Here is a 15362-nt window from a genome sequence, read left to right as displayed (position 1 = left end):
GTGCCAAAGATGAGCACTAAGCGTAAATCAATGTTAACTGGAAAACTGATTCAAGGGGCTGTACTGGATAGCTTCAAAAAACTGAATCCGGTCTTAATGATCAAAAATCCGGTAATGTTCGTGGTAGAGATCGGGGCATTCCTCGTATTGCTGCAGATCATATTCCCTCGTTTATTGGGAGATGATCACCACACGGGATATAACGTAGTCATCTTCTTGATCCTGCTTATCACGATATTGTTCGCGAATTTTGCAGAAGCCCTTGCAGAAGGAAGGGGGAAGGCCCAGGCGGACAGCCTGAAGAAGACGAAGCAGCAGGTCATGGCTAACAAACTAGTCGGTAACAGCACGATCAGCGTAGCTTCCTCTGAACTTGGCAAAGGCGATATTGTTGTCGTCTCCCAAGGGGAGATGATCCCCGGAGATGGTGAGATCATCGAAGGATTAGCTTCAGTGGATGAGTCAGCAATCACTGGAGAGTCGGCACCTGTCATAAAAGAAGCCGGAGGGGATTTCAGCTCTGTTACAGGCGGAACCATGGTGGTTAGTGACAAAATTATAGTTCGAATCACAAGTGATCCTGGCGAATCGTTCATCGACCGGATGATTTCATTGGTCGAGGGGGCAGAGAGACAGAAGACACCGAATGAAATTGCCTTGGGTACTTTGCTCACCGTATTAACGGTTATATTCCTGATCGTCGTCATTACGCTTAAGCCGATTGGAGACTATTTGAATATCCATCTTGGGACTACTGTGCTAATATCACTGCTCGTCTGTCTGATACCAACGACCATTGGCGGTTTGTTGTCTGCCATTGGGATTGCGGGTATGGATCGTGTTACTCAATACAACGTTCTTGCGATGTCAGGCAAAGCCGTAGAGGCAGCTGGTGATGTTAACACGATGATACTAGATAAGACAGGGACGATTACGTACGGTAATCGGATGGCAGCTGAGTTCCTTCCGGTTGGAGGAAAGGAAGAAGCTGAGCTAGCCCGCTGGGCAGCTATTTCTTCAAGGTTCGACGAGACGCCGGAAGGACGTTCTGTACTTGAATTACTGAGAGAGCGAGGCCTTGAATTTGATGAGACGCTAGCTTCCTCCGGAACGAGCATCGAGTTCAGAGCAGAGACACGCATGAGCGGTGTCGATCTGCAGGATGGCCGGAGGGTACGCAAGGGAGCCGTCGATGCGATGATGAGATGGGTCAGCAACCAAGGCGGGCAAATTCCAAGCGATCTAGAGGCCGCTGCCAAGCGTGTGGCTACAGTTGGTGGAACCCCGCTGGCGGTTGCAGTCGATGAAATGATCTATGGCATTATTCATCTTAAGGATACCGTTAAGCCCGGCATGAAGGAGCGATTCGAGCAGCTTCGCAAGATGGGGATCCGGACCATTATGTGTACGGGCGATAACCCTCTGACTGCTGCTACGATTGCAAGAGAAGCGGGAGTGGACGACTATATCGCCGAATGTACGCCGGAGGATAAGATCGAAGTCATTCGACGTGAACAGGCCGAGGGGAAATTGGTTGCAATGACTGGCGACGGAACAAATGATGCTCCGGCGCTGGCGCAAGCGGATGTGGGGTTAGCGATGAACAGTGGTACTGTATCCGCCAAGGAGGCGGCCAATATGGTGGACCTCGATTCGGATCCTTCCAAATTGATTGAGGTCGTAGCAATTGGCAAGCAGCTCTTGATGACTCGCGGTGCGTTAACCACCTTCAGTATCGCTAATGATATTGCCAAATATTTCGCAATCATCCCAGCAATGTTCATGATTGCGATTCCGGAGATGAGCACGCTTAATATAATGAAGCTCGGTTCACCGCTCTCGGCTATACTGTCCGCATTGATCTTCAATGCAGTGATTATTCCTCTGCTGATCCCGATTGCCATGCGCGGCGTCAAGTACAGGCCGATGAGCTCGCAACGCCTTCTAAGCAGAAACTTACTGATTTACGGACTAGGCGGGGTTGTGGCTCCATTTTTCGGAATTAAGCTAATTGATCTGTTCGTTCATTTATGGATCTAAATCAGGTGTCAGAAAGGAAGTAATCTATATGGCTGTCATCAAGCCTAATAAGCAATCATTGTTGTCCATTTCGAGTACGGCCTTATGGGCTGGCCTCCGCTTCAGCCTCGTTCTGATCGTTCTGTGCGGAATCATCTATCCATTAGTATGTACAGGGCTGGCGCAAGTATTGTTCCCTTGGCAGGCTAACGGAAGTTTAGTAAAGGATAGCAAAGGGCAGGTCGTTGGCTCTGAGTTGATCGGTCAGTCGTTCACCGACCCAAAACTGTTTCAAGGGCGGGTGTCCAGTATCGGGTATAACGGAGCGGGCTCAGGCTCCAGCAATTACGCACCTTCCAACCCACTGCTCATGCAGCGGATGGAGTCGTCTCTGGAAGCATGGAAGAAGGACAATCCAGATGTACCGGTAAGCAAGTTGCCGATTGATTTAATTACGAATTCGGGCTCTGGACTTGACCCTCATATCACACCACAAGCTGCTGATTCACAGATTCCGCGGGTCAGTAAGTTGACAGGAATCTCGGCAGAGAAGCTGGAATTACTAATTCAGGATGCAACCACAGGACGGGATCTTGGTCTCTTTGGCCAGCCAAGAGTGAATGTGCTGCAGCTTAATATGGCATTGAAGGAGCAGATTTCAAGAAGCAACTCGTAGATCGTTATGACCTAAATTACGTGTTAATAACTTGTGGGGGGTGAAGAAGTCAATGACCTATCGAAGGAAGACGCCAGAAGAAATTTTGCAGTATATTGAGCGAATGAGGCGCGGCAAATTAAAAGTGCTGATTGGTGCGACCAGCGGTGCGGGCAAAACCTATCACATGCTACGCGAGGGGCAGCTTCTGAGATCACAGGGGATCGATGTAATCGCTTGTGCGGTATCGACTTCCCAGAGACAAGAGACGGTGGAACAGCTTGTGGGGATAGAACGACTACCGAGCCTTCACTGGATGAAGGAGGGAAGTGAGAAGAAGGACCTTCCACTAGAACAAATATTGCAGCGTAATCCCGAAGTAGTGCTCGTTGACAATCTTGCCCACCGCAATCGGGAAGAAGCTCGATTTGCAACCAGGCTGGAGGATATATTGTTCCTGCTAGAGCAGGGAATCAGTGTGATTACGACGATCAATGTATATGAATTGTCTGGTGCTGATCTGATCGCCCAGCAATACACGGGAATACAGGCAGAAGATACGGTACCGCCGGAGACACTTGATCTCGCTGACGAGGTCAGATTCATCGATGTATCACCCGAGACCTTATTGAAGCGGATTGAAGAAGGGGTGCTCGGTCAAAAGGTTAATCCAGCTATCTGTCGTAGGGACAATGTTGCTGTCCTTCGCGAACTGTCTCTTCGGCTTATGGCCGATGGGGTAAGTGATATGTTAGATAAGCACCGTATGTCGGAGGGACTTGTTGGGCCTTCTGGCACAGCGGAGCGGATTCTAGTGTCTGTTCAGTATCATTGGAACGGCTCAATCTATATTAGACGCGGGCAACAAATTGCCAAGCGATTAAATGGTGAGGTTATTGTTACCGTATTTATGAAACCAGGCACCAAATTATCGCAGGAACAGCGAGCCTTCAAAAGTTCGATTCAGCAGTTATGCAGCAAGATCGGCGCTGAATTTCTGGAACTTCCTTTACTGGGCAGAAGGAGGCTAGCGGGCCAGTTGGCAGAGTTTGCGCTGGAACGCAACATTACCCGAATCGTGATGGGCCATTCCAGAATGAGTGCATGGCAAGACATAAGAAGAGGTTCGGTGATCAAAGGACTGCTACGTAAGCTACAGAACACAGATTTATTCCTGATGGCTGATCGTGCCGAGACCGAAGGCGAGAGAATTATGGCCATGCGTTCCTTCAAATCAGATTATCATGCGAACACAACGTTTCGCAGATCTAGCCTGGAGGAAGCGGATCAGCGGAAGAAGCACTTGCAGAAGGGATCTCTGAAAGTATATATCGGAGCTGCCCCAGGCGTCGGCAAGACCTATACGATGCTACGTGAAGGCAATCAGCTTAGAGCTAAGGGGATCGACATCGTCATTGGATTACTGGAGACCCATGGCCGGCGGGAGACGCAGGAACAGATCGGAAAGCTGGAATTGATTCCGCGAATGAAATTACAATATCGTCAAACAAAGTTGGAGGAGATGGATACAGGAGCGATATTGCAGCGTAACCCTGAGGTCGTTCTGATCGATGAATTGGCGCATACTAATGTTCCGGGAAGTAGATTCAAGAAGCGTTATGAGGACATTCTCCTGATTCTTGAAGCAGGTGTATCGGTAATTACGACAGTCAATGTACAGCATCTGGAGAGTCTGAATGACTCGGTGGAAAGTTTGACTGGAATAAGGGTCAGGGAAAGGGTTCCGGATGCGATTTTGCAAATGGCGGATGAAGTCGAGCTAATTGATGTAACCCCGCAGATGCTACAGTTGCGACTGCGTGAAGGGAAGATTTACGCCCAGTCTAAGGTAGAGCAATCTTTGAATTCCTTCTTCAAGATGGGAAATCTGATTGCTCTTAGAGAATTGGCGCTGCGTGAATTGGCAGATGATGTGGATGAACGCTTGGAGTCATGGGAGAGGAGAACATCGTTACGGGGACCGTGGCGTAAGAAAGAGATCATCTTCGTCTGTATTGATCATAACTCTGGAGCTGAGCGGATCATTCGCAGAGGCTTTAGGCTGGCATATCGTCTTAAAGCCGAGTGGCATGTGGCCTATGTGGGGCATCATAATATGAGAGATGATTCTCCTGAGTTAGAGAGGATCAGTAACTTGACTCAGCAATTAGGCGGGAAGTTTGAGTTATTGCATATGAAGCGTAGGAAGGAGACAGCAGCGGTATTATTGGCAAGGGCCGAGGAATTAGGCGCCTCACAGATTATTATCGGGCAAACGGTGCCTAAGGGGCTCTGCCTGCTGACGGGTGAAGCACTGTCAATGCATCTTCTTCGCGGATCTACGATGCGAGACGTACTCATTGTCTCAAGACAAAAATCTTAAATCGTAAAAAATAAAACGCAGATCCATATGGATCTGCGTATCTATTTTTAAATTTGACTTGTAATTATTAAATATGTATGATAAAATGACGGATAGCCAAAACACAGGCGTTTTCAATGCAATATAGATATATATTAGCATAAACGCACTAAATTGTCAAATAGGCACACTGCTGGTAGAAATATTGAAAGTGGAGTTATTTGTTTTTTATTTTTAAGGTGGGGGTCTGACTGATGGCAGAGGATTTGAAACATACTGAATCATACTTGACAGATGACCTTTCGTTACCTCCTGGGGTTAAAATCGATGATCCGGTCAGAATGTATCTTAAAGAAATAGGGCGCGTTCCTCTGTTGTCGGCTGAAGAAGAGATTGAGCTGGCACAAAGGGTAGAACAAGGGGATGAAGAAGCGAAACGCCGTTTGGCGGAAGCGAATCTGCGTCTTGTTGTTAGTATTGCACGACGCTATGTCGGCCGGGGTATGGTATTTCTCGATTTGATCCAGGAAGGGAACATGGGTCTGATCAAGGCGGTAGAGAAATTTGATTATTCCAAGGGATTTAAATTCAGTACGTATGCAACGTGGTGGATACGTCAGGCGATTACGAGAGCAATTGCTGACCAGGCCCGGACGATCCGAATTCCGGTGCATATGGTTGAGACAATTAATAAGCTGATCCGCGTATCGAGACAACTGCTGCAGGAGATTGGCCGCGAGCCTACGCCGGAAGAGATTGCAGCTGAGATGGAAATTACGCCAGAGAAGGTCCGCGAGATTATGAAAATTGCGCAGGAGCCGGTCTCATTAGAGACGCCAATCGGTGAGGAGAATGACTCCAATCTTGGTGATTTCATTGAGGATCATGAAGCATTGGCACCGGCGGATGCAGCCGCATTTGAACTGCTGCGCGAGCAGCTGGAGGAAGTACTGGATACACTTACTGAACGTGAAGAGAATGTGCTTCGACTGCGTTTTGGGATGGATGATGGACGCTCCCGTACGCTGGAGGAAGTGGGTAAGGAGTTCGGCGTTACGCGGGAACGGATTCGTCAGATTGAAGCCAAGGCACTGCGTAAGCTGAGACATCCTAGTCGCAGCAAGCGTCTGAAGGATTTCATGGAATAACCACATCATTATATTTATACAATTATTATCTTTGAACAGGACCTGACGGAGTCAGGTCCTGTTCACTTTGTATTTGAAGCTTATTATTTCTTGCGCCAAGCTTGCTATGCCATGGGACTATTTCGACTTACCTGATGTCTTGCGACAGGAGATCGTTTTTAAGGTTTTGGCGGATAAGGGATGTGTATACACATAGCGTTTTTGCTTACCTCGGTCCGGTAAGGAGAGGGCATGTTTACCACTCCTCGCTACTCTGGCACCGAATACTTTCATGAACCAGTCAATGGGGTAAGAGATGGATAGAAGGCCGTTATCTGAGCCTGCGAAATTGACGGCAGCGGCTTTATTACCTTTTTTCGTGAGCCAGACGGAGCCAGAGTCCCCGGTAAAGAGACAGGACCCTTCCCTCGAATAATACTCTGATTCTTGAAGGTGATCGTACCCAGATTCCCATAATCGCCGTAATTCACCTGGATATCCGTGTGAATCGATTCAACTGTACCCGTAACAACCCCGCTTGTTCTACCTACTTTCTTGAACTGATCGCCGACTTTATAGCTTGTGATATGTCCAGGAACATTACCATATACGGCGTATCTCGGCTTAACCAGATTTCTGCTGAGTGGTTTTGTGATAGCCGCGTCTATATAATTGTTCTTTTTCTTATGCAGCTTGACAAATTTGCTCATGTAACCGACCAGATCCTTCTTGGTTGTTCCTCCATCGGCACCGCCAGGCTGAATCGTTACAGAGGTACGGCTCGAATTGTTGTTAACGAGGACATGGTTATTACTTAAGATATATTGATCAAGGCCCTGAGGATCGGTACTCACAATCAAACCGGCGGTTCCCGATTCTTCAGGCCTTCCAATGCTGTATCCGGCGATCACCGGACGTATATGCTTCGTGAAATTCCCGCTGCTAGAATTCTTTTTGAAGCCTTTGGAACGTACGACCCTTACAGGGACACCGGATATTTTCTTGGCTATGGTTGGTAAAGGCTGCCGGGTATGCGTGGTTTTTGGCTTGCGCATGCCAGCTGTTGCTGCGGCTGGAGTAGCATAGACGATGACGGCAGCCCCCTTACCCGGCTTGCCGGGTTCCTTCAAGCCGACACCAACCCCATGTATTCCTCGCTTCTTGAGCATTGTCTTGGAGATGCGCTGTTTCAAATGGTAGGCTTTACGAAAACTGGTCAATGGCATTCACCCTTCTTTGTGCTTTTTATTCCATTCTATGCAGAGGTAAGGCTTCTGCCTGCCCAAGCTTGAATAGCTCGCCTTAATCGTCAGAATCATGTAACGTTGACGCTGCCACTCGAATGTAATATAATTTTTGTAGCTGATTCTTGAATAATATAGGCGATGGAGTTCGCCATAACCGCCGTGAAGGCTAATGACTCCTACCAGGTATGTTATTCCTGGTAGGAGTCTGTTTTTTTTGAGTCGAAGCGGCTCTGACCTTCACACGATTGTACATTAAGTTAGAGAAGAGGAACTTTATGATGAACGAACAAAATGGGAGACGGGGGCGGCTGCTGTATAGGTTCCCGCATATTGCTTATCTGGGTTCTTTTATCAAATGGCTTGTTCTTGGCAGTATCGTCGGGGTTCTTGCTGGGAGTGCATCGGCCTTATTCCTACATAGTCTGGATTATATGACGCAGCAGCGTCTATCGCATCCATGGCTGTTGTTCCTGTTGCCTGTTGGGGGGGCGTTAGTCAGTTACTTGTATATGAAACTCGGAGGGAGTAGTTCAAGAGGGAATAACTTGATCCTAGAAGGTATTCAGAAGGGAGGAGAGACGATCCCGCTAAGGATGGCACCGCTCGTACTGTTCGGGACACTGGTTACCCATCTATTTGGTGGTTCGGCTGGGCGTGAGGGAACCGCGGTACAGATGGGTGGTAGCCTCGCCGAGTGGTTTGGTAAAATGATCAAAATCGATGCTGTGGACCTGCGGATTCTACTCATGTGCGGGATTAGTGGCGGCTTTGGTTCAGTGTTCGGAACACCACTTGCTGGAACAATTTTCGGCCTTGAGGTGATTGCGATCGGTATGATAAGTTACCGGGCACTGATTCCTTGTTTCGCGGCCAGCTTTATTGCGGATGTCGTAGCGACGCATTTATGGAGTGTTCACCATACAAGCTATTCAGTTGATTTTATTCCGGCGTTGTCTGTTATGGTACTGCTTAAAGTATTGCTGGCTTCTGTCATCTTTGGATTGACGGGTCTCTGTTTTAGCGAACTCACTCATTTTCTTAAGAGGATGTTCACGCGGTTGATAAAGAATCCGGTATTGAAATCCGCTGTTGGTGGTTTAGTTATCATTGCCCTAGTCTACATTGTTGGCAGCCGCGATTATCTGGGACTGGGCATACCTTTAATTACCTCTTCATTGACGGACGGGGTTTCTCCGTTCGCCTTCTTCTGGAAGCTACTGTTCACATCAATTACACTTGGGTCCGGATTCCAGGGAGGAGAGGTAACACCTCTGTTTGTCATCGGATCAACCCTCGGACATTCGCTGGCTAGTCTGCTGCATATATACGGTCCATTCCTGGCCGCGCTTGGTTTCATTGCTGTTTTCTCAGGCGCGACGAGTACTCCGATAGCTTGTTTCATCATGGGAATTGAAATATTCGGCTCTGAAGGGGCATTATATATGTTCATAGCTTGCATCGTAAGCTATCTGTTCTCTGGGCATACGGGAATATATTCATCCCAACAAATCGGTATCTCCAAGAGTGGATTACTCCATGTTGATGCTGGCGCTTCACTTGAGGATTGGAAGCAAACGAAGAAGAAGGTTAGAGAATCCAGTAAAAATAACGAATAGAACGTACGGCAGAAAAGAGGCTACTCCATTAATGAGTAGCCTCCTGTTTTGCATGCAATTGGTTCAGGTAATAATCGTTATGATTGGTGCTGAAATATCGGGTGGTGTCGACAGGGTCGATGTTACGTTGGAGAAGCTGACGATCTCAAGTTGAATTGGCGTGCCTTCGGATAGATCCGGAGTTGTCGCATTCAATACAAGACTATCTGTTGTTAGTGTGGACAAAGATAGCTGCTGAAGAACTCCATTAATATACACGTTGAAATAGTCGTTAGCAGTTAACGCTGGCAGTGCAATGATAGGACTATCCGAGTCGTCGACAAAACTCCCTGCTGGAATTGTTGTGTTCGTAGCTCCCAGCATGGCTGCGGTCAGTGCGGCAAAGTAGCGGGTCGTATCAGGGTTTAATGTCGTTGTAACTTCACCACCACTAGCAAAGGGTGCAGTTGCAGTGGCTGTAAATACCGGTTTAATAACTCCCATTGATTATCACTCCTTATTAATATATGAGTAGATCGAGAGATTCTCGATTCATAACATATAATGATATTTCTAATAGAGTGGCAACGGCGTTTCTTCATACCGATTAATTTCAAACGTCTGCCTGAATGTAGGTAAAATGTCCATTTCTTCGCCAAGCAATCAACATAAGATAACTTAGTCAATATTCTTGGTACGAGGAGGTGGATTGATGTATTTACACAGAATGATTAGAAGAAGATTGAAGCAGCGCAAGCCATTATTTGTTTTTAGCCAAGATGATAAAGGGTACGATGTTAAATCCGCTAAGCGGAGTAAAACCAAGTATCAATCTCATAAAATGCATCACTTTGAGAAAAATAGACAATTGCGGAAGACATTGCATAAGCTGAAGAGTCACCTTCCTCATCGTGGTTCAAAGCATGCTAGTAAAACACGACATCTGTCCTCGGATACCCGCAGAAGAGTGGATGAAACTCTTGGAATGAGAGGAGTACCAGATCTTCAAGGCAAAGTAGATCTACAAAATCCAGAAACCCCGTATGTTTCGCAAGGCCCGCCGGGACCACCAGGATCTCCCGGGTTACCTGGACCTGGCAGGCATTCAAGGTCCAGCGGGGGTAAAGGGTCAACCCGGGCCGCCGGGTATTCAAGGTCCAGCTGGGAAAAGGTCCGCCAGGTATACAAGGTTTGCGGGGATTCTCTGGGCCACCAGGAGAACAGGGACCAGCGGGGCCACCCGGACCTACGGGGCCTCAAGGACTTCAAGGACTTCAAGGACTTCAAGGACTTCAAGGACTTCAAGGACCTCAAGGACCTCCTGGACCGTCTGGAATCGGTAATCTAACCGTGATCGTGTTGGTCTTCCGTTATTTCTATTTTCCAGAGACAGATTTGCAATCTTCCGTGGTCATACCTGCCACTCAATTCCTAAATGATGACGGAGATCAGGCGACCCAATTCCTTGATCTGGATCCAAGCCATTATTCAAATTTGTATATGAACGGAATTATGCAAGGAAATAACTTATATCAAGTAACCTCGGACTCCTTGTTTCTTGATTTAGAGGATGATACAGTGCTAGCTGGTACACCGATTATCCTCGAACAAGTAAGAATCAGCTTGCGCAATAACGGTTAGTGAAGAAGGGGCCGCCAACTCAAATAGAACGGATCCAAATAGTATGGATTCGGTTGACGAGGCGGTCCGTAATGAAAGCTCCACATCTAGGTGGAATTACTGTGACTTTTGGGACAGATAAGATAGAATAGGAATAGATCAAGACAAAATTATGATGTTCAACCTGCTTGGTCATTGCGAGCAAGCGCGTGAGGATTGGAGAAGAGAACACGAGTATGAAGAAATTTAAGAAATTTTATATTGAGACGACGAGCATATGCAATTTGGCTTGCAGTTTCTGCCCCCGACGCAGAGACAAGCCCGTTTTATCAAAGTGGAGGATTTCAGTAAGATATTGGACGATATTAAGCCGCATACGGATTATATATATTTTCATGTTAAGGGTGAACCTCTGCTTCACCCCAAAATTGATCAATTGCTTGATTTGAGTCATGAAAAAGGCTTTAAAGTGAATATTACGACGAATGGGACGTTGATTCATAAGGCAGCACCGAAGCTGCTCGGCAAGCCTGCGTTAAGGCAAATGAATTTCTCCCTGCACAGCTTCGATGGACATGCAGGTTCGGAGAACCGCGAAGGCTACCTTCGCGAGATATTCGCTTTCGTTCGCGAAGCAACGGCAGCATCGAACTTGATCGTGTCTTTCCGGCTCTGGAATCTTAGGAGAGATAATGAGGAGAATCATATTCGTAGTCGTAATAGAGCTACGCTTGCATTGATTGAAGAGGAATTCGGACTTGATTATCGCATCGAGGAGAAGGTGATTCCTGGAAGTGGCGTCAAGATTGCCGAACGGATTTATTTAAATCAAGATGTGGAGTTCGATTGGCCTGATCTGAAGGCGGAGGAGGATGATGGGCACGGATTCTGCCATGCGCTCCGTAATCAGGCGGGAATTCTGGTCGATGGTACGGTCATTCCTTGTTGTCTGGATGGAGAGGGAGTTATTAATTTGGGTAATGTGCACGAGAGCTCATTCTCCGAGATCATTGAAGGGGAGAGGGCGAATCGTCTGTACGAAGGATTCTCGCGTAGGGAAGCAGTTGAGGAACTATGCCGTAAATGCGGGTATCGGCGCAGATTCGGAAACTAAACGAAGTCAAGGGGCTTAATCGCTTCATACGATGCAGGAGGAATCATGTCGAAGATTACGCGATTATTTGAAATAGTATATATTTTGCTGGATAAGCAGACGGTGACCGCGAAGGAACTTGCTGAGCATTTTGAGGTGTCTACCCGAACGATCTATAGGGATCTCGACATTCTTAGTGAGGCTAACATACCAATATATACAAATAAGGGGAAGGGTGGCGGAATCAGTCTCCTTGAGAGCTACGTCCTGAACAAGTCACTGCTGTCCGATAAAGAGCAGAGGGATATTCTATCAGCCCTACAGGGAATGAAGGCCACTCAGTATCCTGAGGTGAACCAGATTCTTACTAAAATGAGCGGTATGTTCGGGTTTCAGCAAGCGAATTGGATAGAAGTAGATTTCACTAATTGGGGTGATGGGAAACAGGAGCGTTTCCAGTCTATTAAGGCTGCAATATTAGAGAGACGGCGACTTTCTTTCGATTATTATGGTACAAGCTCGTATGATAGAACTGCCCGGGTGGTAGAACCTCTTCAATTATGGTTTAAAGGAAGGACCTGGTATTTGAAGGCGTATTGTCTGGACAGGCAGGCGATGCGTCTATTCAAACTGTCAAGGATGATGAATCTGATTCTACGTGAGGAGAGCTGCAGTGGGAACTATTTGGATGGCATTCACGAAGATCAAGAGCAGACAGGTTGGACAGATCTAACGCCAATCGTTACGCTCAAGTTGAAAATATGTGATACGTTATCTTACCGAATTTATGATGAGTTCGAAGAGGATCAAATGGTGCGTTGTGAGGACGGAAGCTTCATCGTCACAGCGTCATTTCCGGAGAATGATTGGGTGTATGGCTACATCCTATCCTTTGGCGATCAGGCCGAGGTGTTGGAGCCGGCTCATATCCGTGAAATTATTATAAGAAAATTGAAAAATATGATAGGAAAGTATAGTTAATATGACATATGGGTGTCAGTTAATGGGTTATATAATCAAGGTGATTCTAATGAATTAAACAATATACAGCTAAACGTGAGGAGGGAACGAGTGGCTAAGACAAGTACGGAAATGATAGAGGAGTATGATGGGTTCATTTCGTTTGTGGCTTCACTCTGCGACTTGGAGGATAGATATTGGGATACTCCGATCGCAGAAGGCAAGTGGACGGTAAAGGATATTGTATGTCATATCATGCTCTGGGATAAGTATTTCTACGAGGAAGCGATTGAGAAGATCAAGTTAGGGGAACCCCTGACTTTAAAGCATCAGGATTTCAACCAATTCAATGCTCATGCGATCCAGTATGCGAAATCCCAGACAAAGCAGGAACTCTATGATCAATTCGTAGAATACCGTAAGAAGATTATTCAATCTATTTCTGGTTTGCGGGATGAAGAGTATTTGTTAAATTATGTGGATGGAGATGGAAGAAAGTTCAGCATCTACAGTTATTTACGTGGATTTGTTCCTCATGACAAGCATCATAAGAAGCAAATACAGAGCTTCATTAAATCATTGGCTTGAGTCGATGATGAAATCTTGAATGGAGGTATTCCAAATGAGTGAAATGAAAATGTGCCAAAGCTGCGCTATGCCAATGAACCTGCCGGACGCTGAGTACGGAACAGAAGCGGACGGCTCGAAGAACGAGGACTATTGTCATTATTGCTATAAAGAAGGAAGCTTCACGGCGAATGTGACAATGGATGAAATGATCGAGATATGTGTTCCCCATATGGTATCGGATGAGACGGGGGAATGAGCGAGGAGACCGCACGCTCGATGCTGCGGGGCCTCCTTCCCACTCTGAAGCGCTGGCAATAGGATTTTCGTAAACAGAAAGCTGTAGCTAAAACCGTTCTTAACGATCTTTTAGCTACAGCTTTTTATTATTCATTTCTTTTCGTTTGACTCATTATTAATCGAGTCCATTAACTGAAAAAAATACCCAGCTTGATGCGTTTTATTAAGTTTATACCATGCATGGAGTGTCTCTGGTGCAAACACATCTAAAACTTTTAGGACTTCCATTGCAAATTCCAGAGGAGCTATTCCTGATGAAGTAATCAAATTATTATCAGATACTGCTGGCTCAAACTCATAGAAATCTTCCCCTGTATAATTAGGACACACCATTTTCAAATACTCCAGGTCATTGCTTGTATGCTTTCTTGAGCTTAGGTATCCACTATTCGCGAGTCCCTCAGTAGCCCCACAAATTGCAGCGACAACAGTACCGATCTCTAGAGCCTCGCCAATTCTTTTCAAAATAGGTTGGTGGATATTATCTCCCCAAGTATTCCCACCAGGTAAAATGATAAGGTCGTTACTCTCTAAAACACACTCAACAAGGGGAAATCCGGTTTTATTTTCAGTCCTCCCATTGTAGTAATGATATCTTTAGTTGCTCCTACTGTAATTACTATTATGGGTGTTAAATCTCTTCTGAAAAATCTACCTGAGTTAAGTTCGGCAACTAAATATCCATATTCCCAATCAGACATTGTATCAAATACATAAAGATAAGCATTGTTTGCTGGCATCCATAACACTCCTGTCATAATCAATTGAGCTTATTATAAAACAACTTCCCTGACAGCTAGCGTCAGGGAAGTCATCATACTTGATGAAATTCAATTAACTCTGAAAGAACTTCAACAAGCCTTTGTTTAAGACTGATTGGCTCAATAATTTGAATAGATTTACCGTATGGTAAAAACAAATAAGGAACGTGCGTATGTATTATGTCTCTTTCAAGCAGGAATACCGCTTGATTCGAGGTCTGTTCCTGTAAATAATTCCCTAAAAACCAATGCTGGCAAATATCATGTAATGTACTTTCATTACACGTGATAACTAGAGGGATAATATCTTCTTTATCATCTATGGAAGGAAGGAGATTTTTCAAAAAAAAGTCATGGGAAGAAAAATGATCTGGGCGGTTAAACTTATTTTCAGTAAGCACGAGGTGTTTAATTCGCTCTACTCTAAAACTACGGATATCATTCCTTAGATGGCAAAATCCGATGACGTACCATTTATTATTCCAATAAATATTTTTGTATGGATCAATCAATCTGTAATTTGATTCATTCTCGCTACATTTATGATATTGAATTTCTACTGAATATTTTTCAGTTATAGCCTTCTCCAGAAGCTTCAAGTAAGATTCTGTCGAGCGCGTATTTATTCGGCCTATTACATTTAGACTGGTTACTTGTTGATTTAGTCTTGTTTCCTGCTCTGGGTTAGAATATTTGCTCAGCTTCGACATAGCCCTATTTATTGCTTCTCCACCATAATATCCGGCTTCTTCTGCAAATATAGCAGCATGAAACAGGGAAGTCTTTTCCTCCAAATCGAAAAATAGAGGGGCTTCCATAAAATCATTTAATAAAGTATATCCACCATGATGTCCAGTGTCTGAGATAATAGGTACGCCACTTGTTGAAAGAGTGTCTATATAACGATATACCGTTCTTATATTCATCTCTAACTTTTCCGAAATTTGTTTTGCAGTAATTTTTTTACCTGATTTGAGCATCCATAGAATAGCTAGTAAATTGTCGACTTTAGGCATATCATGGCCGCCTTTCGTTACCGTTCTTAATAAGATGAAA

General features: G+C 45.6%; 13 protein-coding genes, 2 pseudogenes and 1 riboswitch. Of the genes and pseudogenes, 11 read left to right on the top strand and 4 right to left on the bottom strand.

The window, feature by feature from the left end:
* Positions 1-9: 9 nt before the first annotated feature.
* From kdpB to rpoD, 4 genes are all read left to right on the top strand, one after another.
* Positions 10-2040: a potassium-transporting ATPase subunit KdpB gene (gene kdpB, locus RE628_RS15500; RefSeq protein ID WP_309153933.1), complete on the top strand. Its 2031-nt coding sequence runs from the start codon at positions 10-12 to the stop codon at positions 2038-2040.
* 28 nt (positions 2041-2068) lie between these two features.
* Positions 2069-2695 carry a potassium-transporting ATPase subunit KdpC gene (gene kdpC / locus RE628_RS15495; protein ID WP_309153932.1) on the top strand — a complete coding sequence of 209 codons (627 nt, stop codon included), beginning with the start codon at positions 2069-2071 and terminating at the stop codon, positions 2693-2695.
* A 52-nt stretch (positions 2696-2747) separates the two neighbouring features.
* Positions 2748-5057, top strand: a complete 2310-nt coding sequence (locus RE628_RS15490; protein WP_309153931.1) for a histidine kinase — start codon at positions 2748-2750, stop codon at positions 5055-5057.
* A gap of 233 nt (positions 5058-5290) precedes the next feature.
* On the top strand, positions 5291-6184 hold the full coding sequence (rpoD, locus tag RE628_RS15485) for an RNA polymerase sigma factor RpoD (protein ID WP_309153930.1): 894 nt from the start codon (positions 5291-5293) through the stop codon (positions 6182-6184).
* 269 nt (positions 6185-6453) lie between these two features.
* Here rpoD and RE628_RS15480 read toward each other — a convergent pair whose 3' ends face one another.
* Complete coding sequence (locus tag RE628_RS15480) at positions 6454-7383, bottom strand: hypothetical protein (RefSeq protein ID WP_309153929.1); 930 nt, start codon at positions 7381-7383, stop codon at positions 6454-6456.
* 152 nt (positions 7384-7535) lie between these two features.
* Positions 7536-7596: riboswitch (Fluoride riboswitch) on the top strand.
* A gap of 92 nt (positions 7597-7688) precedes the next feature.
* Here RE628_RS15480 and RE628_RS15475 point away from each other — a divergent pair.
* Complete coding sequence (locus RE628_RS15475; protein WP_375143117.1) at positions 7689-9026, top strand: voltage-gated chloride channel family protein; 1338 nt, start codon at positions 7689-7691, stop codon at positions 9024-9026.
* Between the two features lie 63 nt (positions 9027-9089).
* Here the strand turns inward: RE628_RS15475 and RE628_RS15470 are convergent, their stop codons facing one another.
* A complete protein-coding gene (locus RE628_RS15470) occupies positions 9090-9509 on the bottom strand; it encodes a DUF4183 domain-containing protein (protein WP_309153927.1) in 420 nt (139 codons plus the stop codon).
* Positions 9510-9732: 223 nt separating this feature from the next.
* Here RE628_RS15470 and RE628_RS15465 point away from each other — a divergent pair, with 223 nt between their 5' ends.
* The 6 genes and pseudogenes from RE628_RS15465 to RE628_RS15440 all read left to right on the top strand — a co-directional run bounded on the left by RE628_RS15465 (position 9733) and on the right by RE628_RS15440 (position 13504).
* Entirely contained in the window at positions 9733-10353 is a 621-nt protein-coding gene (locus tag RE628_RS15465) for a hypothetical protein (RefSeq protein ID WP_309153926.1), read from the top strand.
* A gap of 2 nt (positions 10354-10355) precedes the next feature.
* The gene (locus RE628_RS15460) at positions 10356-10646 is read left to right on the top strand and encodes a DUF4183 domain-containing protein (RefSeq protein WP_309153925.1); all 291 of its coding nucleotides are present in this window, start codon (positions 10356-10358) and stop codon (positions 10644-10646) included.
* A 215-nt stretch (positions 10647-10861) separates the two neighbouring features.
* A pseudogene (locus RE628_RS15455) lies at positions 10862-11739 on the top strand (radical SAM protein).
* A gap of 45 nt (positions 11740-11784) precedes the next feature.
* Positions 11785-12699 (top strand): helix-turn-helix transcriptional regulator, encoded by a 915-nt coding sequence (locus RE628_RS15450; protein WP_309153924.1) that lies wholly within the window; start codon positions 11785-11787, stop codon positions 12697-12699.
* A gap of 90 nt (positions 12700-12789) precedes the next feature.
* Complete coding sequence (locus tag RE628_RS15445) at positions 12790-13266, top strand: DinB family protein (RefSeq protein WP_309153923.1); 477 nt, start codon at positions 12790-12792, stop codon at positions 13264-13266.
* Positions 13267-13300: 34 nt separating this feature from the next.
* The gene (locus tag RE628_RS15440; RefSeq protein WP_309153922.1) at positions 13301-13504 is read left to right on the top strand and encodes a zinc ribbon domain-containing protein; all 204 of its coding nucleotides are present in this window, start codon (positions 13301-13303) and stop codon (positions 13502-13504) included.
* A 131-nt stretch (positions 13505-13635) separates the two neighbouring features.
* Here RE628_RS15440 and RE628_RS15435 read toward each other — a convergent pair.
* Together RE628_RS15435 and RE628_RS15430 are read right to left on the bottom strand one after the other, a co-directional pair.
* A pseudogene (locus tag RE628_RS15435) lies at positions 13636-14285 on the bottom strand (type 1 glutamine amidotransferase family protein).
* A gap of 74 nt (positions 14286-14359) precedes the next feature.
* Entirely contained in the window at positions 14360-15322 is a 963-nt protein-coding gene (locus RE628_RS15430) for a helix-turn-helix transcriptional regulator (RefSeq protein WP_309153921.1), read from the bottom strand.
* Positions 15323-15362 lie beyond the last annotated feature (40 nt).

Source organism: Paenibacillus sp. D2_2, from assembly GCF_031199965.1.
Lineage (GTDB): Bacteria > Bacillota > Bacilli > Paenibacillales > Paenibacillaceae > Fontibacillus.
Note: the sequence above shows the minus strand (reverse complement) of the source record. Positions and strands in the feature narration are given on the sequence as shown.